The following is a 21,625-nucleotide window of genomic DNA, read 5'->3' on the forward strand; positions in this document are numbered from 1 at the left end:
CAGCGAAGCCGGCAAGGCACAGTACCAGGCCCGCACGATCTGCGAATGCATCCATGCCCGATGGCGGAACTGGGACCTCAGGCAATTGACCGTGCGCGGTATCGAGAAGGTCCGTGCCGTCGTGCTCTGGTACGCCCTCATCAACAACATCTTGCAGGGACACTATCTCGCTAAAGCATAGACCGTAGAAGCACACCGGACGGCCTGACGCCGCCGGCTCCTTGCCATCAAGGGGCGCTACCGCTCCTTGATGTCGAATGCAGAAAAGCGAATTGGCTCACACGCTCTACGATTTCGCTCGCTTCTTCTTCGCGTTGATCGCGTTGGCTACCCGGCTCGCCGGCGGCCGGCCCAACAGTCGGCTGATCTCGTTGGTGGCAACCAGCAGCTTCTCCATATCGACGCCGGTCCTGATTCCCATGCCCTCGAGCATGTAGACGACGTCCTCGGTCGCGACATTGCCGGTCGCGCCGGGCGCGTACGGACAGCCGCCGAGCCCGCCGGTGGCGGAATCGATGACGCGGATGCCCTCCTCCATTCCCGCATAGAGATTGGCGAGTGCCTGGCCGTAAGTGTCGTGGAAATGCATCGCGAGATGGGCGGCCGGGATGTTGGCGGCAACCGCGCGCAGCATGTCCTTCGCCTTGGTCGGCGTGCCGACACCAATGGTGTCGCCGAGCGAAATCTCGTAGCAGCCGAGATCCCACAGCGTCTCGGCAAGATCGGCGACGGCTTTCTGTTTGATCTCGCCGTCGAAGGGGCACCCCAGCACGCAGGAGATATAGCCGCGCACCCTCACGCCATCGGCCTTGGCGCGGGCAAGGACCGGCTTGAAGCGCTCGATGGACTCGGCGATCGAGCAATTGATGTTGGCCCGGGAGAATCCTTCCGAGGCTGCCGCGAACACGGACACGACTTTCGCGCCGGCGGCTCGCGCGGCGTCATAGCCTTTCTCGTTCGGCACCAGCACGTGGAATTCGGCGTCCTTGACGTGGCTCACGCCGTGCAGCACGGCATCCGAGCCTGCCATCTGCGGGATTGCCTTGGGCGAGACGAAGGCGCCGACCTCGACGGTGTGAAGGCCGGCCGCGACCAGCGCCTCGATGAAGGCAATGCGCGCCTCCACGCTGACCGGCGTCTTCTCGTTCTGGAGGCCGTCGCGCGGCCCCATTTCGATGATGCGGACCTGGTCGCTCATGATCTTACTCGCCGATAGGCTCGACCTCTGCAAGCTCGACGCCTTCCTGCACAATGTCGCCGACCTTGCACTTGATTGCTTTCAGAACGCCAGCAAACGGCGCGCGCAACGTCTGCTCCATCTTCATCACTTCCAGCGTCAGGATCGGTGCGCCCTTCTCTAGCTTGGCCCCCTCCTCCGCGAGCACCGCCACGACCGTGCCCGGCAACGGCGCTGCAATCTTGTCCTCGCCGACATGCTCCTCGCTCTCGCCGCCGAACGGGTCCACCCAGTGCAGATCGAACCGGCCATTGCGCGTGCGCAGATAGAGCTCATGACCGTCAATAACCGCGGCAACCGCGGTCTTGACACCGTCGAGCGTCAGATCGAATCCGCCCTCCTTCGGCATCATCGCGAAAGCCAGCTCCCGCTCACCGATGACGAGTGTCGACGGGCCGCTGCCGTAATTCAGCGAAATCTTCAGTTCCGGTCCATGGCCGACGCGGAAGGCGAAGCTGCGCTGGCGCCGTCCGACCGGCTGCCAGCCAAAGGCCCGCCAGGGCGAATTCGCCTCGGCCTGCGCCGCGGCGCGCTCCTCATTGACGATCGCCGCGACGGCCGCACACAGCTCGAGCTCGCCGGGCGCAGCGCCTGCCGCCGTCAGCCCAGCCAGCTCCCGCTCGATGAAGCCGGTGTCCATCGCGTTCGATCGCACCTTGGGATGCGTCATCAGCGCCGAGAGGAACGGAATATTGGTGACGATGCCTCGGACGTCGGAATTCTCGAGCCCGCGGTTCAACCGCTCGATCGCCGCATCCCGCGTCGGCGCCCAAGCGATCATCTTGGCAAGCATCGCATCATAATAAGGCGAGACGACATCGCCTTCACGATAGCCGGCGTCGATGCGCAGGCCGCCGGCATCCTCAGGTAAACGCCAGGTCGAGATCCTGCCGACCGAGGGCATGAAGTTCTTCGTCGGATTCTCCGCGTAGACGCGCGCCTCGATGGCGTGCCCGTTGAGGCGGATCTCATTCTGCTTCAGCGGCAGCGCCTCTCCGAAGGCGACGCGCAATTGCCACTCGACGAGATCGATCCCGGTGATCAGCTCGGTCACGGGGTGCTCGACCTGGAGGCGCGTGTTCATCTCGATGAAGAACACGTCCTTGCCGTCGGAGACGAACTCGATGGTGCCGGCGCCGACATAGCTCACCGCGCCGGCCGCCTTGCGCGCGGCGGCGCAGACGGTCTCGCGTTGCGCGGCATTGAGCGTCGGCGACGGCGCTTCCTCTATCACCTTCTGGTGCCGCCGCTGGAGAGTGCATTCGCGCTCGAACAGCGACAACAGATTGCCGTGGCTGTCGCCGATCACCTGCACCTCGATATGGCGGGGATTGTCGACATATTTCTCGATCAGCATGGTGTCGTCGCCGAACGCGGCTTTCGCTTCCCGCTTGGCGCTGACGATCGCAGGCCCGAGTTCGGCAGCCGAGCGCACGATGCGCATGCCGCGGCCACCGCCGCCGGCGGAAGCCTTCACCAGCACGGGAAAGCCGATCTTGTCGGCGGCCTTTGCGAGCGTCGCCTCGTCCTGGGCCTCGCCGTGATAGCCGGGCACCAGCGGCACGCCAGCCTTCTCCATCAGCGCCTTTGAGCCCGACTTCGAGCCCATCGCCGTCATCATCCCGGCGGTCGGGCCGACAAAGACCAATCCGGCGTCCAGGCAGGCCCGCGCGAACTCGGCATTCTCCGACAGGAAGCCATAGCCGGGATGCACGGCCTCGGCGCCGGTCTTCCGCGCGGCTTCGATCAATCGCTCGACGTTGAGATAGCTGTCGCGCGCTCGCGCAGGTCCAAGCAGAACGGCCTCGTCAGCCAGAGCGACATGCATCGCATCGCGGTCGGCCTCGGAATAGACGGCGACTGTGCGCAGGCCCATGGCGCGCGCGGTTCGGATGACGCGGCAGGCGATCTCGCCGCGGTTGGCGATCAGGAGCGTGCGAAAGCGCCGGTAGAGGTTTGAGCGGTCCATCGTCACATCCTGAACAGGCCGAATTTCGTGGGTTCGATCGGCGCGTTCGACGCCGCTGACAGCCCAAGCCCGATCACGAGCCGCGTATCGGCCGGATCGATCACGCCGTCGTCCCACAACCGCGCCGTCGCATAGTAGGGATGCCCCTGGCTCTCATATTGCGCACGAATGGGGCTGCGGAACTTCTCTTCCTCTTCCTTGGACCAGCTCTCGCCCCTGGCCTCGATGTTGTCGCGCCTGACCTGGCTCAGCACCATCGAGGCCTGCTCGCCGCCCATCACGGAGATGCGCGCGTTCGGCCACATCCAGAGGAAGCGCGGGCTGTAGGCGCGCCCGCACATGCCGTAATTGCCGGCGCCGTAGGAGCCGCCGATCACCACGGTGAACTTCGGCACCGAGGCGGTCGCCACCGCGGTGACGAGCTTCGCGCCGTCGCGGGCGATGCCGCCCGCCTCATATTTCTTGCCGACCATGAAGCCGGTGATGTTCTGCAAGAACACCAGCGGAATGCCGCGCTGGCAGCACAGCTCGATGAAATGCGCGCCCTTGAGCGAGCTCTCGCTGAACAGGATGCCGTTGTTGGCGATGATGCCGACCGGATAGCCCCAAATGTGGGCGAAACCGCACACCAGCGTCGTGCCGTAGAGTTTCTTGAACTCGTCGAATTCCGAGCCGTCGACGATGCGCGCGATGATATCGCGGACGTCAAACGGCTTGCGGCCGTCGGCCGGCACGACGCCGTAAATCTCTTCCGCCGCAAACAGCGGATCGCGCGGCGGCTGCATGTTGAGGTTCGGCCGCGTCGCCGGCTTCAGCGTACCCACGATCCGCCGGGCAATCCCGATCGCATGGGCATCGTTCTGAGCGTAGTGATCGGTGACACCGGACTGCCGCGAATGCACGTCGGCGCCGCCGAGCTCCTCGGCGCTCACGACCTCGCCCGTTGCGGCCTTCACCAGCGGCGGGCCGCCGAGGAAGATGGTGCCCTGGTTACGCACGATGATGCTCTCGTCCGACATCGCCGGCACATAGGCGCCTCCGGCCGTGCAGGATCCCATCACGATGGCGATCTGGGGGATGCTGGCTGCGGACATCTGCGCCTGATTATAGAAGATGCGGCCAAAGTGCCGTTCGTCCGGAAAGATGTCGTCCTGCATCGGCAGGAAGGCGCCGCCTGAATCGACCATGTAAACGCAAGGAAGATTGTTCTGCCGCGCGATGTCCTGCGCGCGCAGGTGCTTCTTCACCGTCATCGGGTAGTAGGTGCCGCCCTTGATGGTGGCATCATTGGCGACGATGACGCACTCGCGTCCCGAGATCCGCCCGACTCCCGTGACGACGCTGGCTGAATGCACGTCGCCGCCGTACAGGCCATAGGCAGCAAGCGGCGACAACTCCAGAAACGCAGTGCCGGGATCGACCAGGAGATCGACGCGCTCGCGCGCCAGCATCTTGCCGCGCGCGGTGTGTCGCTTGCGCGAGGCCTCGCCGCCGCCGCCGGCGACCTCGGCGAGCTTTTCCCGCAGGTCAGCGACGAGCGCGCGCATAGCCTCGGCATTGCCTGCGAAATCCGATGATGAAGGATCGATGGTGGAATGGAGCAGCATGTGTCCAGCGCTTCTATTGACGTGGTGAGATGCCGCAACAGGTTGGACCATTTTCGCGGCGATTCCAAATGCGTTCAGGCCGTCTCGGCCATCAGCTCGCGGCCGATCAGCATGCGGCGCACCTCCGAGGTGCCGGCGCCGATCTCGTAGAGCTTCGCATCGCGCCAAAGACGCCCGGTCGGAAATTCGCTGGTGTAGCCGACGCCGCCGAGCGCCTGGATCGCCTCACCCGCCATCCACGTCGCCTTCTCGGCGGAGTAGAGGATCGCAGCGGCAGCGTCCTTGCGCAGCGAGCGCGCGTGACCGCCGCGGTCGCAGGCGCGCCCCACCGCATAGACATAGGCGCGCGTGGCCTGCCAGGTCGAATACATATCGGCAAGCTTGCCCTGCATGAGCTGGAAGTCGCCGATCGGTTGACCGAATTGCTTTCGCTCGTGCATGTAGGGCACGACAGCATCCATGCAGGCCGCCATGATCCCGAGCGGACCGCCGGACAGCACCGCGCGCTCATAGTCGAGGCCGGACATCAGCACCTTGACGCCCTCGCCCACACCGCCGAGCACGTTCTCTTCCGGCACCTCGCATTCGTCGAAGAACAAGGGATAGGTGTTGGACCCCCGCATGCCGAGCTTGTCGAGATGCTGGCCGTGGGTGAAGCCCTTGAAGCCCTTCTCGATGAGGAAGGCGGTGATGCCGCGCGGGCCTGCTTCCGGATCCGTCTTGGCATAGACCACCAGCACGTCGGCGTCGCCGCCATTGGTGATCCACATTTTCGAGCCGTTGAGTACGTAACGGTCGCCGCGCTTGTCGGCACGCAGCTTCATCGAAACGACGTCGGAGCCGGCGCCCGGCTCGGACATCGCGAGCGCGCCGACATAGTCGCCGGAAATCAGCTTTGGCAGATAGCGCCGGCGCTGCGCGTCATTGCCGTTGCGGCGGATCTGGTTGACGCAGAGATTGGAATGCGCGCCGTAGGACAGGCCCACGGCGGCCGAGCCGCGCGAGATCTCCTCCATGGCGACGATGTGGGCGACATAACCCATGTTGGAGCCGCCGTATTCCTCAGGCGCGGTCATCCCGAGCAGGCCGAGATCTCCGAAACGCTTCCAGAGGTCGGCGGGAAACAGGTTCGCCTTCTCGACCTCGGCGGCACGCGGCGCGACCTCGGCCTCCACGAAGGCGCGCACCGTATCGCGCAGCATGGTGATGTCTTCGCCCAGGTCGAAATCGATGCTCGGGATGTTCATGAGCTGCTCCTCCAGTCTTGTCTTGCCCTCAAACCTACCCCCGATCGGGCATTCGGGCCGTCGAAAAGGTTGCATTTTCCGCCATAGTTGGCGAGGATTCGGCATGCCTTTTCAAGCCACCGCAGCAGTTCCTCGCCGCGCCGTGACACCGGCCGCCTTCGTGCGCGGGGTGGTTGCCGCCTACGCTCGATATGGCCGCGACGCGGCCGAGGCGCTAGCCAGGAGCCAGGTGCCGGCGGACCTGCTCAGATCGGCGGATGGGCGGGTCACGGCGGCCCAGTTCGAGGCCCTGGCGGGCCATGCCATGCGCGAACTCGACGACGAGGCGCTCGGCTGGTTCTCGCGCCGGTTGCCCTGGGGCACCTATGGCATGCTGTGCCGGGCCTCGATCACCGCTCCCAATCTCGAGGTGGCGCTGAAGCGCTGGTGCCGGCATCACCGCATCCTCACCGAGGACGTGCTGTTCGAGCTTAGCGTCGACCGCGATACGGCCGTGATCCGTCTTCGCGAGCAGCGCGACCTCGGGCCGTTGCGCGAGTTCTGCCTGGTGACGCTGCTGCGCTACGTGCTCGGCTTTTCCTGCTGGGCCGTGGATTCCGCGATCGCGCTTCGCGCGGCGGAATTTCCCCATGGCGAGCCGCGCCACGTCTCGGTCTATCCGACAATCTTCTGCAAGAATGTTCGCTTCGATGCCGAGCGCGCCGGCATCACCTTCGACAAGCACTATCTGGCGCTGCCGCTGAAGCGCAGCCCGTCCGATCTCGACAACATGCTGAAGGGGGCGCTGCGCCTGACCGTGCTGCCCTACCGGCGCGACCGCCTGATGGTGGAGCGGATCAGGCGCGTGCTGCGCAGTGCACGCGGTCGGATCCTGACCGCCGATGACGTGGCAAGCGAGCTTGCGCTGTCGACCCGCACCATGCATCGTCGCCTGCACGACGAGGCAACTTCGCTGCGCGCGTTGAAGGAAGAGGCAAAGCTCGAACTCGCCAGGGAAGCCTTGATGCGCGGCCGCACGCCGATCAAGCGGATCGCCGAGATCGCCGGTTTTCGCAACGAGAAGAGTTTTTCGCGCGCCTTCCGCAACTGGACCGGCGCTTCGCCGCGCGAGTTTCGCACCAAGTATCGTTAGCGTAGGAATTGGAGGCAGGAGTGCGCACGACTAAAGCATGCGTTTTCGTATTATTGGCTTATCTTAATTCAAGCACCGTGAACGCTATGAAACCGGCCACTCCACAACAGATGGCCTGTATTCCAGCGGTCTTTGTTGTCGCTACTGTTACGCAAGACTCTCCATCGGTCAGCATTCCAGAGCACTGCAAGGAAAGTCATCGCTCCTTCTGCTTTTTTAGATGGTCGCTAACAGTCAAGCTCGACCGAGTTATTGCGGCGAGGCCCTCCGAATTCTCACCCGAAGAGACGTCGGGCTTTCAGAGCGGCAGCATACTTCATGTTAACGTGAGGGTACGAGCGAGCGACTATTACAAAGATGTTGCTCCTGAAGACTGGCAAGGAGACCTTTCGAGCCCTTTCCTGTCTACCGATGCGCTAACGAGCCTCTTGCGAAATCGACGGTTCATATTTGGGCTTCTGGATTTTGGAGATCGCACCTCTCAAATCTGGTCCGAGTCATTACGGGGAACACTCGAAAAGACCTTGCTTGAATCCGCCACGAGAGCTCTGCAAAACCAGCCTCGGTGTCCACGTTTGATGAATTGAGGCGCAGCGGCGTCGGCTTCCGATTGCGGCTTTCTAACCAACCGGCGCGGTCGCAGCGGCAATATTCTGCACCGGAAGCGGCACGTCCTTGGCAACGCCGAGCACCGGAAAGCTGCGGACGTTCTTCACGTTCGGCATGGCAGCAAATTGCAGGAGCTGTTGCCGCATGCTTTCCACGTTCGGAGCCACGCACTTCAGGAGATAGTCGGTATCGCCGGAGATCCGCCAGCACTGCTGAATGCGCGGAATGGCGGCAATGGAGATCTCGAAGGCCTCCAGAACCGGTTGGGCCTGGCTGCCGAGCTGGATAGCGACGAACGAGATCACCTCGTAGCCCAGGAGCCGCTCGTCCAGAATGGCGCGGACTGCCTTGATTACGCCGCGGCTGACGAGGGATTTGAGCCGCCGCAGGCAGTTCGGCGCGGAGACGCCGACACGATGGGCCAGCTCATTGTTGCGGACGCGGCCGTCTTCCTGGAGTTCCGACAATATCCTCAGATCGACGCCGTCGAGCTGGTAACGCCCGGCCATACCCACCTCGTCATGATCCCATCACGCTTCGCCCAGCGAAGCATGCGAGAAAATCCCTGCCAAGGGCTCCAGGGGAATGCGGCCAGCGCTCAGTGCGCCGGAATCAATGCGTCCAAGGCTCGCCGCGGCGGAAGGAGAAATTGTCGGCATACGCAACCGGGCGGCGGATCGACTCCTTAGGCTCGATCACCTGGTAGGCGATGCCTTTGCGCTCGCAATAGGCGATCGCCTCCTCCTTGGTTTCGAAGCGCAGCGTGATCTGCTGCTTCATGTCCGCCGACGAGGTCCAGCCCATCAGCGGCTCGACCGCGCGCGGCTGCTCCGGCTCATAGTCGAGCTGCCATTCCCGGGTCTTCCCCTTGCCCGATTGCATCGCGTTCTTGGCGGGCTTGAAAATGCGTGCGGTCATTGGACGGCCGGACCCCTTTTACGTCTATTCGGTCTAACTCTATGCGTCACCGAAGCTATTGGTGGAAACCACCGGGATAGTATAGAGAACACCGTATCGGGAATTTGAACGGTGATTCCACAATCCTGGAGGTAGCGTTGCCAACGGGTATAGTCATTATGCTGCGCCGTGACAATCTCGCCCCCCGCGCACCTCGGCCCGGGGGCCTGGCCCCGCAGCACGGCTGATCTGCTGGCGCTCACCGCGCGCCCCTCGTGTTCTGTGTTTCCTCCTCGAAAGTCCACTTCGAATGGCCTTCCTGAACATCAACGCAACGCTTCCCGAAAAAGGCCGTGATCTCCGGCTGGACCTGTTTCGCGGGGTCGCGAACTGGGCGATCTTCCTCGATCACATCCCCGACAACGTCGTGAACTGGATCACGACGCGGAACTACGGTTTCAGCGACGCCGCCGACCTCTTCGTCTTCATCTCCGGCTATACCGCCTCCTTCGTCTATGCGCGGATGATGCTGGAGCGCGGCTTTATCGTCGGCGCCACCCGGCTGACCAAGCGCGTCTGGCAGCTCTACGTCGCCCACATCATCCTGTTCGTGATCTACATCGCCGCGATCAGCTATCTGGCGCTGCGCTTCGGCGATTCCGACATGATCGACGAGTTCAATGTCGCCGGCCTCGTCGACAACGCCACCGAGACGCTGCGGCAGGGCTTGTTCCTGCGCTTCAAGCCACTCAATCTCGACGTGTTGCCGCTCTACATCGTGCTGATGGGATTATTTCCGCCGGTCCTGTGGTTCATGCTGCGCAAACCGGATCTCACGATGGGGCTCTCCATCATCCTCTGGCTGGCGGCGCGGCATTTCGGCTGGAATCTCACCGCCTACCCGGCCGGCACCTGGTACTTCAATCCGTATTGCTGGCAGGTGCTGTTCGTGTTCGGGGCCTGGTGCGCGATGGGCGGCGCGCGGCGCTCGATGACGCTGATCAACTCGTCGATCACGCTCTATCTGTGCCTTGCCTATCTCCTGTTCGCGCTGATCATGACCATGGCGGGTCGCTTCCCGAACCTCGGCGCGATGTTTCCAGAGTGGCTGTTCTCGGCCTTCAACCCGAACGACAAGACCAACCTTGCGCCCTATCGCTTCATCCATTTCGTCGTGATCGTGATCCTCGTGATCCGCTTCGTGCCGAAGGACTGGCCGGGCCTGGAGTGGAAGATTTTCGACCCCGTGATCGTCTGCGGCCAGCAGTCGCTCGCCGTGTTCTGCGTCGGCGTGTTCCTGTCCTTCGTCGGCCATTTCGAATTGTCGATGAGCTCGGGTTCGCTGTTCGCGCAGCTGTTCGTCAGCATCGCCGGAATCGCGATCATGACGACGGTCGCCTACTACATCTCCTGGTCGAAGCGGCAGGACAAGCCGCTGAAGCCGCCCGCCACGGCGAAGCCAGCGGCCACCACTGCGAAGGTGGGCTGAGCGAGCAAACGCGAAGCGGCCACTTCAGGCCGCTTCGTCCTCGCCATACTCGGTGAACTTCTTGTAGATCCACTGACGGCCGTCGTGGCGGCGCCAGACCTTGCCGTAGACCAACTGCCCGTTGATCGAGCGCCTCGGCACGATGATAGTCCACAAGTGCCAGATCTCGGTCCAACCGGATCGTAAATCGGGTATTCGGGAGCTGCGATCGAAAACCATGACGAAAAAACTCGCAAGAAAAAGAAAGCGCCGCGATGTCTGTGATGGTGTGTGAGCTATTTTCGTAGGCACGGCGGCGAGCCGGGACCGATTTGATAACAGTCAACAGAATGGCCGCAACACGAGCGCGCGCTTAACCTAACCGGTCAACCTTAATTGCCGGGGATGTGCAGTTGAAACAGTGCCCGGTCTTTTCTAGAATGCGAGCGAGATTTTGAGATGACCGCGCTGTTTTGAGGCGCGTGACGATTTCGAACCGAATTTGAATTTTTGAGACCCGATCGACATGACTTTGCTCAGCATGAATTTGCTCAACATGAATCTGCAATGTGCTGGTTTGCGCCTAGCGAACGCATGTCCGCCGGCAGTGTCGATCGTCGGACAAGCCGCCGAAAAGCTCCCCGATGCAGCGAACGACAACGAGCCGGTCTGGCCGCTCGTGCCGTTCCCGGTGGGCTGGTGCGCGTCGAGCTGAGGCGCACCGTTAATTTGTCGGCTCTGAAAAGCGCGACGCCGCACAAGCGGAATATCGTCGCTTGGCGGCGTCCGTTTAGGTATTGGGCGCTCAAATCCCCAATACCCGTATGTCTATCGTGGGCACCAAAGGTTCGATCAAGCCGTGTAATTTCGCACGCCAACTGCCTGAAAAATCGCGCAGAAGTCGCGACGCGCTGCGAACAGGGACCCAAGGTTTGAACCGACGCTTGTGCAAGACGCCAGCGCGCGGCGATCGACCGCGGCTCCCGGTCCCGCCCCTGTGCCTCACGTGCTCCCGGCGGTCGTGCCGAGGGTGCCTTGAGCCGTGTAGGTCTGACCAGCCTGGCTGGTCTGATCGCCCTGGCTCTGGCCGCCTTGCGCGCTCACGGAGGTTTCGACTTCGGTCGTGCCGTCGGAATAGGTGATGACCGTGGTGGTGATCCCGTTCACGGTCGTGGAAACCTCGCTGACGATGGTTTTGGCCGAACTGCCGCTACCGCCGCCCGCTCCGCCACTTCCGCCGGCCGACTGGGACGAGGATGCCGTCGCTGAAGACGAGGTCGTCGCCGATGTGGATGATGTCGCCGAGGAAGAGGAGCTTGCCGCGGACTGAGACGTTGCCGCTGCGCTGGAGGTCGAACCGATCGCCGTGATCGACATGGGAGCCTCGCCTTAAGGAGATGTTGCAGGGCGCAACGCGGGATGCACGACCCCGCCCTTTCCTTCAACGCGCCTCCCGCCCAAAGCAGGCGTCAGGATCGCCTGGAAAGGTCAACACCACGGCCTCAAGGGCCGAGGCGGGGCTGGTCGGGGCAGCTGGATTCGAACCAACGACCTGCAGTACCCAAAACTGCCGCGCTACCAGGCTGCGCTATACCCCGAATGTCCAGCAGGCCCCGTCGATACACGCTTCAAGGGCCGCCAGCAAGGCTGGCTGTGCGCCGCCGATTTTGGCTCTATTTGGCCCCGAACCTCTATTTGGCCCCGAACAGAGGGTGCGCGACGCGGTCGCCGGGGCGGATGCCGTATTTCTGTGCCGTGCCGGCGGGCACCTCCAGGACCGCCCTGGCGAGGCCGCGCGAGGGGATGATCTTGGTCGATAGCGGCTCGGTATTCTCCGCGATCCGCAGGATGCGACCATCCGCACTGATGAAGATCATGTCGAGCGAGATGTAGGTGTTCTTCATCCACATCGTCACTTCCTGCTCGGGCGAGAAGTCGAACAGCATGCCCTTCCCGTCCGCGAGCTCCTTCCGGTACATCAGGCCGGTCGTCTTCTCCTCCTCGGTCGTGGCCATCTCGACGGAGAACACCTGAACGCCGTTTTTGGTCGCGATCTCGAGCGGCTGGAAACTCGCGGCCCGTATGGGGCTGGCGCAAGCGGCAAAAACGAGGACTACGGCCAACAAGCCCCGGATTAGGGACCAGGCTGCCTTGCGATCAAAATTCATGGAACGGCACTCATGCCAGCGGCGTGGGATGGGATGCGCATCCTAACCCGGCGATCATGGCAAATGCCAGACGGCTCCACCCGCCCCCGGGCTGCTCACGAATCCGGGAACAGCCTGGCTGGAAGAACTGGTAGTTAGTGGGACTGCAGCCCGGGCGATCCGGTCTCGGGATGGATCTCGGCGGCCATCATGCCCTTGGAGCCCGGCCCAAAGCGGACCAGCACATACTGGCCCGGCCGCAACTCGGTCATGCCGAAGCGGCGCAGTGTCTCCATGTGTACGAAAATGTCAGGCGTACCCTCGCCGCAGGTCAGGAAGCCGAAGCCGCGGAGGCGGTTGAACCACTTGACCTGCGCCCGCTCGAGCCCGCTCGTCGGCGTCACCGTGACATGGGTGCGCGGCGGCAGCATCTGGGCGGGGTGGATCGCGGTCGACTCGTCCATCGAGACGACGCGGAACGCCTGATAGCCCTTGGCGCGCTGGATGCACTCGACGACGACGCGGGCACCCTCATAGGCAGTCTGGAAACCGTCGCGCCTGAGCACGGTCACGTGCAGGAGCACGTCGGGCCAGCCATTGTCGGGAACGATGAAGCCGTAGCCCTTCGAAGCGTCGAACCATTTGATGACGCCCGTAACTTCGACAAGATTGGCGCTTGCTTCACCGAGCCCGGTGAAGGGATTGAGCGCTGGATCGCGACCGACACCTGCGATCTCGCCTGGCGCCAGCCGCCCAGACGCCGCCCCCGGCGCCGGAACCCCGACCTTCTTGGACTCGAATCCGTCCGACGACCCCATAACCCCGGACCTCACACATCAAAGGCAAACCGCCCTCAGCGACGGTGCCGAATCACGCGTCAGGACGAGAACTTCTCACCATGACGCCACACGAATCTCTCGAATCAAAAGATAACACTCCCGGTTGCGACGCATAGACAAAAAAGAGATTCGCCGGAACCTATGAACAGCCTTGCACAGCCACGAATCAGATTCGACGTCAGTTGCCGACGAACGGCCCCAGGGTCTCGCCGATGTCGTGGTGGATCACGAGGTCGGCGATGTCGTCCTGCTCGGTCGGCTCGCGGTTGATGATCACGAGACGCGCACCGCAATCCTTCGCCATCATCGGAAAGCCCGCGGCCGGCCACACCACGAGCGAGGAACCGATCGCGATGAAGAGATCGCACTGCTGCACAAGCTCTGTCGCGCGCTGCATCGCATCTTCCGGCATCGCCTGCCCGAACGAGATCGTCGCCGTCTTCACCGGTTCGGCACACACGGTGCAATCGGGCGCGGCACCGTCGGCGTCGAACCGCCGCTTCACCCAGTCGAGTTGATAGGTCTCGCCGCAGCCGATACAGCGCGCGTAAGTGGTATTGCCATGGAGTTCAATCACGTGGTCGGGGGCGAACCCTGACACCTGGTGCAGATTGTCGATGTTCTGGGTAATGACGGCGGGAGCCTTGCCGGCACGATAAAGTGAGGCCAGCGCGCGATGGCCGCGTCCGGGCTCGGCCGCAGCGAAGGTCGGCTCCATCGCGAAGCGGCGGCGCCAGGATTCGTCCCGCGCCTCCTGGCTCGCGACGAATTGGTCGAATGGAATCGGACGGTTACGCGTCCACAATCCGCCCGGCGAGCGGAAATCGGGGATGCCGCATTCGGTCGAGATGCCTGCACCGGTGAACGGCACGATGGTGCGTGCCGCAGCGATCATGTCGCCGAGCCTGTCGACGCCGCTGCGAAGATCTGATGCAATCATAGGCAGCCATCCCGTTCGCGAACATGCCTCCTATAGCACGTCCGCCCGGTCGCGATGATCTCTCTCATCGCAAACGACGCCCCCCGCCGTCTGCGCTAGCGAGCGGCGATCTTCTCCAGGAGCTTCGCGTTCGCACGCTCGCAAAATTGCGCGAAGTCTTCGATGCTCAGAGAGTTCAGATCGATCTTCGCCAGCTCAGCCTACTGATTTGCTCATTTGGGCTAGCGATAGAGCGCGCAAGCGACAAGGTCGTTGACACTGTTATCCACCATGAAACGCGACGAGGTCGGCAAGTTTCTCCGCCGCATCGCCTATCACAATCCGGCAATGTCTCGTCCCCATTGACGCCCCATTCGAGGTCGATCAATGCATCCGTTCGAATCCGACTCAACGCGATGCGGCGGCAGCGCTTGGGTTTAGTTGGTAAGAAGGGATGGACATGACGGAAGAAGAACAGCGAAAAGCAAGGGAGCGTGAAGAGATCGCCGCACGCGTCGCCGCTTTTCGCGCGACGCAGGAAAAATTCAAACGCGAGCGAGAAGAATATTTTGTCTCGACGCTGGAGAACGCCCGCAAGGTCGAGCGGCCGTCGCTTTGGCCGTAAGGCCGTTGTGAATTGGACAAGCAAAAAGCCCGGAGCGCCGCTCCGGGCTTTTCGTTTTGGCGTTTGGTTTTACCAGTGACGCCAGTGATGGTGCCGGTAGTAGACCGGTCCGCCGTAGTAGGCGTAGGGACCCGCTCCGTAATAATAGCTCGGACCATAGTCATAGAAGCCCGGGCCATAATAATATGGATGGGACGCGGCGATCGCGCCCGCCGTGAGCGCGCCGGCTGCGAGACCGAACGCGAGACCCGGTCCAATGCCACGCCCGCGCGCCTCTGCCGGTCCCGCAATCGCGGTCGCGCCGACGGTCGCAACGGCGGCTAGAACTGCCAAAGTCTTTCTCATGCGCTTTCTCCTCCATCATTCCTGGAGGACCAACGCCTGCACCGTCCGATGGTTGCGGGGCCATCGACGCCAGCCAAACCCGGCCCCGTTCGAAAAAAATCGAGCCAATGTGGAACAAACGCGTTCGCCGGCGCATTTAGCATCCAAGTGCGGCAGCCTCCGCCATCCGGGTCGAGGCGAAAGCACGAAGACCCCGTCAGCATCCTCCGTGGTGTTGGCGGGGTTTTCAGTTTCAGGGCGCGGTGGCAGCAAAGGCGCCCCTTTGCCAATGGGGAGGGCACTTGAGGAGGTCCGTTTGCCGATATCCGCATTGCTGGCCCGCATCCGCAGACTCATCCCCAGACGCCAGGATGAACACTACGACGAGATCGTCCGCAGCTTCGGCGTCGGCGCCTTGCGTCCGCCACCGACTCCAATGAGCGACGGCGAGCTTGCCCGTGCGATCGCCGAGTTCCTGAAGGACTCGCCTTCGGCAACCTCGGTATCGAGTCTCGGGCGGCGGCTGGATCCATCCTCCGGGACCTGAGCAATTTTCTCGTCACGGCCCCGGAACAAGACTGCCGCTAGTGCGTTGGCTATCCCCGTTCGCGCAAAGAGGCGGCGATGCCCGCGTGGCTTGAAGTCCTGCTCAACCTGGTTGGCTACGCCGGATTCCTGGCGCTCGCCGCGCACAGTGCCTCGCGGGCCCGCGGCCCCGGCGATGACTCAAATCTACGGTGACAGGATTCGAATGAGCGGTGGCGCACTCAGTGCGTCTGCGGCGGCTGCCCCGCCGTCCGCACCAGCCGGTCGGCCTTCACGAGCACGCGCGATCCGTCTTCCACCTGCGGACGCAGCGAAAAGCTGATCACCACGAAGGCCGCGCAGAACAGCGTGCCGACGACCGCGACACGACGAAAGGTCTGTCGGTCGGCCTGGTAGAAGGACGGCGTCGAAGGTGGCGTCATGGCCATCGTGTCTGGCTCTCGCGTTTGGCTTGCCTGCGAGACGACACCTATCGCAATGCGTCGCAACTGCAACGCGATCCGGCTTTTAACCTAACCGAATAGGGTTATCCGATCTGGTGCAAGCTTTCGTTAGGCTTTGCCGCGCAGCACTTTCCGGTGCGCGATCAGATGTCGGCGAGCCGCTTCAACGTCGCGCGAAAGCTCAGGCTGCGGTTGCCGCCGACCAGCACGGTGCCGAACACCTCCGCCTCCTTGTCGGTGAACGTTCCGGAGAACCCGCTGGTGACCTCCTGCCCGCCGAACAGAGGCCGGACGAAGGGATCGGCAAACGGGGTATGCTGGTTGGTGGCAAGCTCGCCCTTCCATGTGCCGTTGCCGACCGTGTACGAACCTTGCGACCAGAAGTACGGCCCGCCGCCGACCAGCACCCCATCGCGCAGCACCAGCACGCCACTGTCGCGGCCCTTCACGCCGTCGAGCATGTGGATGTGGATGGAGTAGAGCCCGTTTTTCATGGCAGCGGCGACGATACACCCTTGCCGGCCATAACGTCGAGCAGCGGCGTGAAGCGCGAGCCTGCCATGCAGCCGGTTGCACGCTCCTCCCCTGCCCTCGTCGCGCGTTTGCTGCTATGGAACGGCCGAACCAAGCCCGCCTCAGTCAAAGACCGCCTAGGGAGAAAAAGACCATGCGTTACCTCCACACCATGCTGCGCGTGCGCAATCTCGATGTCGCGCTGAAATTCTATCAGGATGCGCTGGGTCTGAAGGAGGTGCGGCGGATCGACAACGACAAGGGGCGCTTCACGCTGGTGTTCCTCTGCTCGGCGGACGATCTCGAAGCGCTGAAGAAGCAACCCTCGACGCGCGGCGCGCCGCTGGTCGAGCTCACCTACAATTGGGACGAGGAGAAGTATGGCGAGGATCGTTTCTTCGGCCATCTCGCCTATGAGGTCGACGATATCTACGCGACGTGCGAGAAGCTGATGAAGGCCGGCATCACCATCAACCGGCCGCCGCGCGACGGCAACATGGCGTTCGTCCGCTCGCCCGACCTGCACTCCATCGAGCTGCTCCAGAAGGGCGATCCGAAGCCGCCGCAGGAGCCGTGGCTGTCGATGCCGAACACCGGTCATTGGTAACAGCACACTCGTTCCACTTGGAACGAGCCCTGCCCGTCGGCGTTCTCTCCTCAACGAGGACATCTGGAGGAGGACGCGAATGGCGAGAGGGCTGTTGCTGTGGTTGCTTGGCGTGCCGATCCCGGTGATCATTCTGTTGTGGCTGTTTTTCGGCCACTGACGCTTGCCGGTTGTTGGACGTGTCTGAAAGCTCCGCCCCCGGCGGAGCTTTTTGCATGAGACGGCTTCGCGAACGCCGCTCGCGCGATGCGTGATACTCCGCTATCACCGGCAGCAAAGCATGAACGCGGGAGGAGCAACGTGCCGCAGCAAAAGCCGCCGCAACTGACTGTGTGGGGCCGCGCCAACTCGGTCAACGTGCAGAAGGTGCTGTGGTGCCTGACCGAACTTGATCTTGCCTTCGAGCGCATCGATGCCGGCATGCAGTTCGGCCGCACCCGCGAGGCCGACTACCTCGTGATGAACCCCAATTCGCGCATCCCGACGCTGGTCGACGGCGACTACGTGCTGTGGGAATCCAATTCCATCATGCGCTATCTCTGTCTCGCCTATCGTCAGGACACGCGGATCTATCCGCAAGCCGCGAAACGACGCGCCGGCGTCGACCGCTGGCTCGACTGGACGCTCTCGACGCTCCAGCCGGCCGATCGTCCCGTGTTCTGGGGCATCGTGCGCACGCCGCCGGCCGAGCGCGACATGGTGCAGGTCCAGAAGGACGCCAACGCGGCGGCCGAGGTCTGGTGCATCCTCGATCAGCAACTCGCGACACGCCGCTTCGTCGAGGGCGAGGACTTCACCATTGCCGATATCGCACTCGGTGCCTATGCGCGGCGCTGGCTCGGCGTCGAGGGCATCACGCGTCCGACGCTTTCGAATCTGAACCGCTGGTTCGCAGAGTTCGCGAGCCGGCCGGGCTTTGAAAAGTACGTCGCACCGCCGATGTCGTGAAGGTTAGCGCCAGCCGCGCTCGACCAGCAGCACGCAGACGACCAGCACCAGCGTAACGGCGGCGGTCGCAAGCCGCGCAGTCCAGCTCATGCCGCGGCCGACCCACCAGAACAGCGCGCAATAGATCAGGACGGGAACGACGATGTCGAGCGAGAGCCCGTTCGCCGGCATGCGGCGCTAGCGCCGGCTCGAGGCGGCAACACCGATATCGAGCGCGCCGCCGATCTTCACGCAGCTTCCGGTACCCTCGACCTTGACGAAGCCCGGACCGTAGGCGGCGCAGCCATTGGCGCTCCCCGCGCCCTTGAGCGGCAGCACTTTGCCGGTCGGAGGCGACCGCTCCGATGTGGGCAGGCGCGCCGTCTCGGCACGAGCCGACGAGATTGCGAGGCAGCCGATGGCGATGATGGAGATGATGGAGAAAGCGCGCATGCCGCCTTGTAGCGCGGGCACGGTCCGGTTTCCATCCGGGCCGGCGCGGCCGCGCGTCAGATGAATTTGATCCCGGCGGACTTGCCGCGCCGCCAGACCACCTGGCAGCTCCGCCCGGTCCGGGCATCGCGCGCGAAGGCCAGCCGGATGACGCCGGGCAGTTGAGCCGCATCCTCGTCAAGCGTGATGCGGGCCCCCGAGGTGGAGATGTCAGCCACGAGGCAATGCCGCGCCGCGAACCCGCCGTCGAGCGTGATCCAGGCATGTTGGGACAGCAATTTACGTGCTGCCCGCTTCTTGGTTGCGGCCATCGGTTGGAAATCTCCTCCTCCAGAGCTAGCGCAGGGAACCCTAAGAAACCGTTGAAATTGCCTCCGAACTTTCCCGGGGGCAGGTTTCTCCGCCGGTCCCAAAAGACGTTCCCGAATGGCTTGCCCCACCGGCCAAAGGCCACTATACGTTCGCCCGCCTCAGGGCATTCCGGGCACGACTCGTTGGGCCCCGGCACGGCGCAAGTTTTGCTCCCTTCGTCTATCGGTTAGGACGCCACCCTTTCACGGTGGAGAGAGCGGTTCGATTCCGCTAGGGAGCGCCAGCAAAATCAAAGACTTACGAGTTCCCTCCTCCGCTATGTCCAACATCGGTCCAATATACGGGCATGGACTCGCGTGGCCGATCGAAGCCGGGAAGCCGAGCTGCGCGCGTTGGAGCGGACGTGTCTGGAATGGGCCGAAGGCTGCGAACTCGATCTCGCCCGCGATGCCCTGATCGCCATGTCACTGAACTACCGGACTGCGGCGGATGCGATCGCATGCACACGCGCTCGTTGATGACGCGCTGATGCCGCCCCTTGGCGCGGATCAGACTCTGACGAGGAGTCCGCCGTCAAGGGCTATGGAGATACCTCAGGGGTTACTCCCAGAGAGCATCTCATATTGCCACTTTTTCCCGGTAGAGTGATTTTGCGTGCGGCGGTGCGCAGGGAGGAACGGCTCCGGCGTGTCGGCCAGCCTCGCGCGTCGGGGCCGTTCTGCTTTGCAGGATTGGAGTGGCCCGGCTGGCGCAGGGCATCGAGCGCGAGGAAGAGCCATGAAATCCCCCGTCATGAAACGATCCATCGTCGTCGACAGCCACAAGACCAGCGTCAGCCTGGAAGAGGCCTTCTGGACCGGGTTGAAGGAGATTTCGAGCCTGCGCAACACGACGCTCTCGGATCTGGCCGGTGAGATCGACCGCAACCGCTTGCACGGCAATTTGTCGTCCGCGTTACGCTTGTTCGTCCTCGACCACTTTAAGCACCGCGCCGCGGCGACCCAGCTTGAGCAGAAAGTGCCGGCATCGCCCAGCCATCCCGCGGTGGGGCGTGAGTTCTGAAGCGGACCGAAGCCCGCGCCCTGTCCCGACCTCAATTCAGCTTCCGGGCGGAGCCTTGATCTGGCTCAATGTCCTGCCCCCGGTCAGGCGCCTGCTTCGAGATGGGCAATAGTCGGAGGCGCAACATGACGCGCGACCGAACACGAATGATCCATTTCCTGTCCTGGATACTGGCCGCGGGCGGCCTCCTGGTGCTCGTATCCATCTTGTAAGCCACCTGAGTGCGATCATGGTTGGCAGACGCGCAAATGAACGTTCCACTCGGACCAGCCAGGCCTTCATGGGCCTGATACTCGCCCTGATCTGGGCGCCCATCCTCTGGTTCATTGTGAAGCTGTTTCTAGCATTCCCGAAAGGATAGGCGCCCGCCGGCGTGAACTGCGGGCCGTGTTTCCACACCCACGACAAACAGTAGCTCGCGGCCACTCTGAGCCGCTAGGAATCGATAATTTGCGAGGTGCGCACGTCGGCGCTTTCATGCCGGCATGCGCAAGCCTGCCCGCCACGAGAACCGTACACCGCCTGGTCACCGCCCGACTAAAATCACCTTCGGCGACATGCGCATGATGGGTGTGCGCGGCGTCTTGATCTACTGCTCCGACTACCGGTGCAGCCATTCGATCGCGCTCTCGGCCGATCGCTGGGCCGATGAGATACGGCTATCGGACATCGAGCCTCGCTTCGTTTGCTGGAAGTGCGGAAGGCACGGCGCGGATGTCCGGCCGGACTTCAACTGGAATAAGCCGGTGGTCCCAGCTATCGGATACCGATGAAACTCACCGCAGAACGACCCCACGCCAACCCCGAAGCCGCCGCCCGCAAGCTAGCGCGTGTACTCATTAACGCGCGAGAGGAGGGCTAAGCGCTCGGTCAAAGTATTACCAGTTTTGACCCGTAGAAGGCCTCTCAACTATTTGCTTTTCGTTGTTGTTTGAGCTTCCGACAAGCGGTCCATTTGTTCCGCTGTGCGCCTGTAATTTCCCACGATCTTCATAAGAGCATCACGTCTAGACGCCGTCTCTGCCGGTACGGCTAACTGTTCGGCCTCATCGGCTTTATCGCGAAATCGCTTCGCTTTTTCGGCGTAAGGACAAGGCATTCCTGCGTGGACGCCGCGCAGCTCGTCCAACGCAATCCGGGCATGGAGAGCAGCTTTTGGATGACCATTCTCGATCTCCTCCAGCGCCCAAGTCAAATACTGCACAGCAGCGTCAGGATTGTGCAAGCTGTCATCACCTCCATTTCCTGGCAGAGTGAGGTGCGCGATGGGCAGATGCCGCCAAAAGTGACATGGCCTGATGGAAAGTAAAGTGAACTATGTCGCGTTCTGGAAGTTTCGGGATGTCTGCTTTCGCGCCGTTATCAGGGCATAGCGGACGTCAAAACGGTGTCCTCGACTTATGAGTACACGCCCTAGCACTACTTTGGCAGAATCTATTTGCGCCAGTGTTTTTCAAGGATTTGTTTTCGGCAGTATGGGCACCGCTGAGACGGCGGCCGAAGGATGAGATCGACGATGGCGTGACGTACGGCGGGCATGGTTGGCTGAGGCGGAGGTCCGTTGATTCTTTTTNTTCCGCCCCGCGTGTGCGAGGCGACGATGCTGCAGGAAGGCGTAGGCAATCATTGTCATCAGGGCGTGGCGATGAAGACCCTGCCATGATCGCCCCTCGAAGTGATCAAGTCCGAGCTCCTCCTTCAACTGCTGATGCGCCTGCTCACAAATCCATCTGGCCTTGATG

General features: G+C 62.8%; 27 protein-coding genes, 2 tRNA genes and 2 pseudogenes. 11 read left to right on the forward strand and 20 right to left on the reverse strand.

Translation table 11 applies throughout. The annotated features are described in order from the left end of the window. Positions 1-181, forward strand: a pseudogene (locus tag YUU_RS53985) (IS5/IS1182 family transposase); the annotation flags it as partial. 105 nt (positions 182-286) lie between these two features. Here YUU_RS53985 and YUU_RS0142880 read toward each other — a convergent pair. From YUU_RS0142880 to YUU_RS0142895, 4 genes are all read right to left on the reverse strand, one after another. Beyond that, positions 287-1,198: a hydroxymethylglutaryl-CoA lyase gene (locus YUU_RS0142880; RefSeq protein WP_027527713.1), complete on the reverse strand. Its 912-nt coding sequence runs from the start codon at positions 1,196-1,198 to the stop codon at positions 287-289. Positions 1,199-1,202: 4 nt separating this feature from the next. Then, entirely contained in the window at positions 1,203-3,206 is a 2,004-nt protein-coding gene (locus tag YUU_RS0142885) for an acetyl/propionyl/methylcrotonyl-CoA carboxylase subunit alpha (protein ID WP_027527714.1), read from the reverse strand. A 2-nt stretch (positions 3,207-3,208) separates the two neighbouring features. After that, positions 3,209-4,813: a carboxyl transferase domain-containing protein gene (locus YUU_RS0142890; protein WP_027527715.1), complete on the reverse strand. Its 1,605-nt coding sequence runs from the start codon at positions 4,811-4,813 to the stop codon at positions 3,209-3,211. Positions 4,814-4,887: 74 nt separating this feature from the next. Next, entirely contained in the window at positions 4,888-6,060 is a 1,173-nt protein-coding gene (locus tag YUU_RS0142895) for an isovaleryl-CoA dehydrogenase (protein WP_027527716.1), read from the reverse strand. Positions 6,061-6,163: 103 nt separating this feature from the next. Here YUU_RS0142895 and YUU_RS0142900 point away from each other — a divergent pair, with 103 nt between their 5' ends. Continuing rightward, positions 6,164-7,192, forward strand: a complete 1,029-nt coding sequence (locus YUU_RS0142900; protein WP_027527717.1) for an AraC family transcriptional regulator — start codon at positions 6,164-6,166, stop codon at positions 7,190-7,192. Positions 7,193-7,812: 620 nt separating this feature from the next. Here the strand turns inward: YUU_RS0142900 and YUU_RS0142905 are convergent. Together YUU_RS0142905 and YUU_RS0142910 are read right to left on the reverse strand one after the other, a co-directional pair. Beyond that, positions 7,813-8,310 carry an Lrp/AsnC family transcriptional regulator gene (locus YUU_RS0142905; RefSeq protein WP_027527718.1) on the reverse strand — a complete coding sequence of 166 codons (498 nt, stop codon included), beginning with the start codon at positions 8,308-8,310 and terminating at the stop codon, positions 7,813-7,815. 103 nt (positions 8,311-8,413) lie between these two features. Further along, positions 8,414-8,719 (reverse strand): ETC complex I subunit, encoded by a 306-nt coding sequence (locus YUU_RS0142910; protein ID WP_027527719.1) that lies wholly within the window; start codon positions 8,717-8,719, stop codon positions 8,414-8,416. Between the two features lie 289 nt (positions 8,720-9,008). On the opposite strand from YUU_RS0142910, the gene YUU_RS0142915 reads away from it, so the two are divergent. After that, entirely contained in the window at positions 9,009-10,187 is a 1,179-nt protein-coding gene (locus YUU_RS0142915) for an OpgC domain-containing protein (protein ID WP_027527720.1), read from the forward strand. 24 nt (positions 10,188-10,211) lie between these two features. Here the strand turns inward: YUU_RS0142915 and YUU_RS62535 are convergent, their stop codons facing one another. Then, the gene (locus YUU_RS62535; RefSeq protein WP_256375340.1) at positions 10,212-10,343 is read right to left on the reverse strand and encodes a hypothetical protein; all 132 of its coding nucleotides are present in this window, start codon (positions 10,341-10,343) and stop codon (positions 10,212-10,214) included. 364 nt (positions 10,344-10,707) lie between these two features. Here YUU_RS62535 and YUU_RS59655 point away from each other — a divergent pair, with 364 nt between their 5' ends. Beyond that, a complete protein-coding gene (locus YUU_RS59655; RefSeq protein WP_156944859.1) occupies positions 10,708-10,881 on the forward strand; it encodes a hypothetical protein in 174 nt (57 codons plus the stop codon). A gap of 287 nt (positions 10,882-11,168) precedes the next feature. On the opposite strand, the gene YUU_RS61995 is transcribed toward YUU_RS59655, so the two are convergent. Beyond that, complete coding sequence (locus YUU_RS61995) at positions 11,169-11,333, reverse strand: hypothetical protein (protein ID WP_245288295.1); 165 nt, start codon at positions 11,331-11,333, stop codon at positions 11,169-11,171. On the opposite strand from YUU_RS61995, the gene YUU_RS62000 reads away from it, so the two are divergent. Beyond that, positions 11,308-11,496 carry a hypothetical protein gene (locus tag YUU_RS62000; protein WP_245288296.1) on the forward strand — a complete coding sequence of 63 codons (189 nt, stop codon included), beginning with the start codon at positions 11,308-11,310 and terminating at the stop codon, positions 11,494-11,496. The genes YUU_RS61995 and YUU_RS62000 overlap by 26 nt on opposite strands. Positions 11,497-11,687: 191 nt before the next feature. Here the strand turns inward: YUU_RS62000 and YUU_RS0142940 are convergent. The 4 genes from YUU_RS0142940 to YUU_RS0142955 form a co-directional block, all read right to left on the reverse strand. Further along, positions 11,688-11,764: transfer RNA gene (locus YUU_RS0142940), tRNA-Pro, on the reverse strand. 93 nt (positions 11,765-11,857) lie between these two features. Further along, positions 11,858-12,334 carry a DUF192 domain-containing protein gene (locus tag YUU_RS0142945; protein WP_027527723.1) on the reverse strand — a complete coding sequence of 159 codons (477 nt, stop codon included), beginning with the start codon at positions 12,332-12,334 and terminating at the stop codon, positions 11,858-11,860. 134 nt (positions 12,335-12,468) lie between these two features. Further along, on the reverse strand, positions 12,469-13,131 hold the full coding sequence (locus tag YUU_RS0142950) for a cold-shock protein (protein WP_027527724.1): 663 nt from the start codon (positions 13,129-13,131) through the stop codon (positions 12,469-12,471). 199 nt (positions 13,132-13,330) lie between these two features. Beyond that, positions 13,331-14,092 carry a Sir2 family NAD-dependent protein deacetylase gene (locus YUU_RS0142955; protein ID WP_027527725.1) on the reverse strand — a complete coding sequence of 254 codons (762 nt, stop codon included), beginning with the start codon at positions 14,090-14,092 and terminating at the stop codon, positions 13,331-13,333. Positions 14,093-14,531: 439 nt separating this feature from the next. Here YUU_RS0142955 and YUU_RS60695 point away from each other — a divergent pair, with 439 nt between their 5' ends. Continuing rightward, positions 14,532-14,696: a hypothetical protein gene (locus tag YUU_RS60695; RefSeq protein ID WP_198031950.1), complete on the forward strand. Its 165-nt coding sequence runs from the start codon at positions 14,532-14,534 to the stop codon at positions 14,694-14,696. Positions 14,697-14,765: 69 nt separating this feature from the next. On the opposite strand, the gene YUU_RS0142965 is transcribed toward YUU_RS60695, so the two are convergent. Next, a complete protein-coding gene (locus tag YUU_RS0142965) occupies positions 14,766-15,041 on the reverse strand; it encodes a hypothetical protein (protein ID WP_027527726.1) in 276 nt (91 codons plus the stop codon). 295 nt (positions 15,042-15,336) lie between these two features. Here YUU_RS0142965 and YUU_RS57720 point away from each other — a divergent pair, with 295 nt between their 5' ends. After that, positions 15,337-15,567, forward strand: a complete 231-nt coding sequence (locus YUU_RS57720) for a hypothetical protein (RefSeq protein ID WP_084801896.1) — start codon at positions 15,337-15,339, stop codon at positions 15,565-15,567. A gap of 220 nt (positions 15,568-15,787) precedes the next feature. On the opposite strand, the gene YUU_RS0142975 is transcribed toward YUU_RS57720, so the two are convergent. Together YUU_RS0142975 and YUU_RS0142980 are read right to left on the reverse strand one after the other, a co-directional pair. Beyond that, complete coding sequence (locus YUU_RS0142975) at positions 15,788-15,988, reverse strand: hypothetical protein (protein WP_027527728.1); 201 nt, start codon at positions 15,986-15,988, stop codon at positions 15,788-15,790. Between the two features lie 164 nt (positions 15,989-16,152). Then, complete coding sequence (locus YUU_RS0142980) at positions 16,153-16,503, reverse strand: GrlR family regulatory protein (protein WP_027527729.1); 351 nt, start codon at positions 16,501-16,503, stop codon at positions 16,153-16,155. Positions 16,504-16,676: 173 nt separating this feature from the next. Here YUU_RS0142980 and YUU_RS0142985 point away from each other — a divergent pair, with 173 nt between their 5' ends. Together YUU_RS0142985 and YUU_RS0142995 are read left to right on the forward strand one after the other, a co-directional pair. After that, positions 16,677-17,129, forward strand: a complete 453-nt coding sequence (locus YUU_RS0142985) for a VOC family protein (protein ID WP_027527730.1) — start codon at positions 16,677-16,679, stop codon at positions 17,127-17,129. Positions 17,130-17,429: 300 nt separating this feature from the next. Further along, positions 17,430-18,077, forward strand: coding sequence for a glutathione S-transferase family protein (locus YUU_RS0142995; RefSeq protein ID WP_027527731.1), 648 nt, complete (start codon positions 17,430-17,432; stop codon positions 18,075-18,077). A gap of 3 nt (positions 18,078-18,080) precedes the next feature. Here the strand turns inward: YUU_RS0142995 and YUU_RS59660 are convergent, their stop codons facing one another. From YUU_RS59660 to YUU_RS0143010, 3 genes are read right to left on the reverse strand one after another with little or no spacing between them, the layout of a single operon-like run. Further along, a complete protein-coding gene (locus YUU_RS59660) occupies positions 18,081-18,248 on the reverse strand; it encodes a hypothetical protein (protein WP_156944862.1) in 168 nt (55 codons plus the stop codon). Positions 18,249-18,254: 6 nt separating this feature from the next. After that, a complete protein-coding gene (locus YUU_RS0143005) occupies positions 18,255-18,530 on the reverse strand; it encodes a hypothetical protein (RefSeq protein ID WP_371260588.1) in 276 nt (91 codons plus the stop codon). A 35-nt stretch (positions 18,531-18,565) separates the two neighbouring features. After that, positions 18,566-18,820, reverse strand: coding sequence for a PilZ domain-containing protein (locus YUU_RS0143010; RefSeq protein WP_027527733.1), 255 nt, complete (start codon positions 18,818-18,820; stop codon positions 18,566-18,568). A gap of 209 nt (positions 18,821-19,029) precedes the next feature. Between YUU_RS0143010 and YUU_RS0143015 the strand changes: the two genes are divergently transcribed. Both YUU_RS0143015 and YUU_RS0143025 read left to right on the forward strand, forming a co-directional pair. Further along, positions 19,030-19,104 (forward strand) — tRNA-Glu (locus tag YUU_RS0143015). A 494-nt stretch (positions 19,105-19,598) separates the two neighbouring features. Next, positions 19,599-19,883 (forward strand): ribbon-helix-helix domain-containing protein, encoded by a 285-nt coding sequence (locus YUU_RS0143025; RefSeq protein ID WP_027527734.1) that lies wholly within the window; start codon positions 19,599-19,601, stop codon positions 19,881-19,883. Positions 19,884-20,793: 910 nt separating this feature from the next. Here the strand turns inward: YUU_RS0143025 and YUU_RS59665 are convergent. Next, positions 20,794-21,108, reverse strand: a complete 315-nt coding sequence (locus YUU_RS59665; RefSeq protein WP_156944863.1) for a hypothetical protein — start codon at positions 21,106-21,108, stop codon at positions 20,794-20,796. A gap of 228 nt (positions 21,109-21,336) precedes the next feature. Then, positions 21,337-21,625: pseudogene (locus tag YUU_RS57725) on the reverse strand (IS701 family transposase); the annotation flags it as partial.

It is taken from the genome of Bradyrhizobium sp. Ec3.3 (assembly GCF_000472925.1).
Classification (GTDB): Bacteria; Pseudomonadota; Alphaproteobacteria; order Rhizobiales; family Xanthobacteraceae; genus Bradyrhizobium.

Excerpts from the sequence above, each read along its gene's own strand:
- YUU_RS0143010 (WP_027527733.1), bottom strand. The coding sequence starts at position 18,820 with ATGGCCGCAACCAAGAAGCGGGCAGCACGTAAATTGCTGTCCCAACAT.
- YUU_RS0142955 (WP_027527725.1), bottom strand. The coding sequence starts at position 14,092 with ATGATTGCATCAGATCTTCGCAGCGGCGTCGACAGGCTCGGCGACATG.
- YUU_RS0142905 (WP_027527718.1), bottom strand. The coding sequence starts at position 8,310 with ATGGCCGGGCGTTACCAGCTCGACGGCGTCGATCTGAGGATATTGTCG.
- YUU_RS0142980 (WP_027527729.1), bottom strand. The coding sequence starts at position 16,503 with ATGAAAAACGGGCTCTACTCCATCCACATCCACATGCTCGACGGCGTG.
- YUU_RS59655 (WP_156944859.1), top strand. The coding sequence starts at position 10,708 with ATGAATTTGCTCAACATGAATCTGCAATGTGCTGGTTTGCGCCTAGCG.
- YUU_RS0142895 (WP_027527716.1), bottom strand. The coding sequence starts at position 6,060 with ATGAACATCCCGAGCATCGATTTCGACCTGGGCGAAGACATCACCATG.
- YUU_RS0142950 (WP_027527724.1), bottom strand. The coding sequence starts at position 13,131 with ATGGGGTCGTCGGACGGATTCGAGTCCAAGAAGGTCGGGGTTCCGGCG.
- YUU_RS0142985 (WP_027527730.1), top strand. The coding sequence starts at position 16,677 with ATGCGTTACCTCCACACCATGCTGCGCGTGCGCAATCTCGATGTCGCG.
- YUU_RS0142915 (WP_027527720.1), top strand. The coding sequence starts at position 9,009 with ATGGCCTTCCTGAACATCAACGCAACGCTTCCCGAAAAAGGCCGTGAT.
- YUU_RS59660 (WP_156944862.1), bottom strand. The coding sequence starts at position 18,248 with ATGCCGGCGAACGGGCTCTCGCTCGACATCGTCGTTCCCGTCCTGATC.
- YUU_RS0142945 (WP_027527723.1), bottom strand. The coding sequence starts at position 12,334 with ATGAATTTTGATCGCAAGGCAGCCTGGTCCCTAATCCGGGGCTTGTTG.
- YUU_RS0142885 (WP_027527714.1), bottom strand. The coding sequence starts at position 3,206 with ATGGACCGCTCAAACCTCTACCGGCGCTTTCGCACGCTCCTGATCGCC.
- YUU_RS0143025 (WP_027527734.1), top strand. The coding sequence starts at position 19,599 with ATGAAATCCCCCGTCATGAAACGATCCATCGTCGTCGACAGCCACAAG.
- YUU_RS0142880 (WP_027527713.1), bottom strand. The coding sequence starts at position 1,198 with ATGAGCGACCAGGTCCGCATCATCGAAATGGGGCCGCGCGACGGCCTC.
- YUU_RS0142900 (WP_027527717.1), top strand. The coding sequence starts at position 6,164 with ATGCCTTTTCAAGCCACCGCAGCAGTTCCTCGCCGCGCCGTGACACCG.
- YUU_RS62000 (WP_245288296.1), top strand. The coding sequence starts at position 11,308 with ATGACCGTGGTGGTGATCCCGTTCACGGTCGTGGAAACCTCGCTGACG.
- YUU_RS0142975 (WP_027527728.1), bottom strand. The coding sequence starts at position 15,988 with ATGACGCCACCTTCGACGCCGTCCTTCTACCAGGCCGACCGACAGACC.
- YUU_RS60695 (WP_198031950.1), top strand. The coding sequence starts at position 14,532 with ATGACGGAAGAAGAACAGCGAAAAGCAAGGGAGCGTGAAGAGATCGCC.
- YUU_RS0142910 (WP_027527719.1), bottom strand. The coding sequence starts at position 8,719 with ATGACCGCACGCATTTTCAAGCCCGCCAAGAACGCGATGCAATCGGGC.
- YUU_RS0142965 (WP_027527726.1), bottom strand. The coding sequence starts at position 15,041 with ATGAGAAAGACTTTGGCAGTTCTAGCCGCCGTTGCGACCGTCGGCGCG.
- YUU_RS0142890 (WP_027527715.1), bottom strand. The coding sequence starts at position 4,813 with ATGCTGCTCCATTCCACCATCGATCCTTCATCATCGGATTTCGCAGGC.